Consider the following 1652-nt stretch of genomic DNA (forward strand, 5'->3'; position numbering starts at 1 on the left):
GGAAGGATATTTTACACGAACACTTGGAATGCACCGAGTTTATAATTCAGCATTTATGAACATGCTTAAAAAAGAAGAAAACTTTAAGTATCGTTCGACAGTAAAAAACACGATTGCCTTTGATCCGCAGATTTTAAAGCGTTATGTAAATTTTATGAACAATCCGGACGAAGAAACGGCAGTTGCCCAGTTTGGAAAAGGCGACAAATATTTTGGCGTCTGCACGCTTATGATAACAATGCCTGGGCTGCCAATGTTTGGACACGGACAGATTGAAGGTTTTGAAGAAAAATACGGAATGGAATACATGCGCTCTTACCGCGACGAATCTCCTGACCAGTATTTAATTGACCGGCATAACCACGAAATTTTCCCTCTTCTCAAAAAACGCTATCTGTTTGCAGGAGTTGAAGACTTTTTGTTCTACGATGTCTGGAACAACGGAAGCGTAAACGAAAACGTCTTTGCTTATTCAAACCGTTGCGGACACGAATATACACTCGTTTTCTACAACAACAAATACGAACGTGCGGCCGGCTGGATAAAACAGTCGTGCGAATATGCCGTAAAAACAGGTTCTGGCGAAAACGACAAAAAGCTTGTTTCGCGCTCACTTTCCGAAGGTTTGGGACTGAATGCACAAGCCGGCAGTTTTGTAATTTTTTACGAACAGCGCTCTGCAAAATGGTACATAAGACGCTCAAAGGATATTTGCGAACATGGAATGTTTATTGCTCTGAACGGTTTTGAAACTCAGGTCTTTATGAACATTGAGCAGAAAAAAGACAGCGACGGAAAACTTGAAGAACTTTGCAACTTTTTGAATGGAAGCGGAACTCCAGACTTAAAAATTGCCTGGCAAGAACTGCATTTTAAGGAAATCTATGAAAAATTCGGCGCTTTGCTGGACGAAACCGTAAAATTCTTTGAAGAAAACAAAAAGCCTTCTAGCAGTGAACTTAAGCTCAAACTTGAGGCGCCGCTAAGAGAGTTCTATAAAACTGCTGAAAAATTTGCACCGGCAAAGAAAAAAATCAAGCTTCCGGCAATAAAACTGGCGCCGGTTCAGAAAAAAGACAGCAGCCTGAGGCTCAAAAAACAGATTTTGATTTTGCTTGAACCGCTCTCAAAAACGGGATTATGCTTAAACTGGAATTTGCAGCGCAAGATTGCAGAAAAAATCGAAGGTTCGTACAGTTTCTTTGAAAAAACATTTATTTTTAAAAGCGCAAAAATTGATGAACTTTCGCTTGCAAAACTGCTTGTAAGTTCAGAATACAGCAAGAGTTTGACAGGAACAAACGAATTTGACGGCGTAAAATGGTTTAACAAAGAGATGATGGAAAATGCACTAAAAGAAGCCGAAGAAATTCTTTTGGAGGGAACATCAAAAGCTCTGACAGAAAAAATCAAAAAAATTTTTAAGAATCTCGACAGCGCTCAGAAAAAATCTGAATACAAGTGCGAGAATTTCTTGAAAACTTTTGCTCCAAAAAAGAAAAAAACTGCGAAAGCATCAAAAAAAGATGAAAAATCTGTAAAAACTAAAAAAAAGACGGCAAAAAAAGAATAAAACTGAATTTTTTATGAGGATTTGACGGTTAGCAAGCTGATGCGCCAGGAACACGGAAGGCGGCGAAGCCGGTGCAAAG

Annotated in this window: 1 pseudogene; it reads left to right on the forward strand. The window is 39.1% G+C overall.

The features are described from left to right. Window positions 1-1573 (forward strand): annotated as a pseudogene (locus B3Y13_RS00385) (alpha-amylase); the annotation flags it as partial. Window positions 1574-1652 lie beyond the last annotated feature (79 nt).

It is taken from the genome of Treponema sp. UBA7567 (assembly GCF_002476655.1).
Lineage (GTDB): Bacteria > Spirochaetota > Spirochaetia > Treponematales > Treponemataceae > Treponema_D.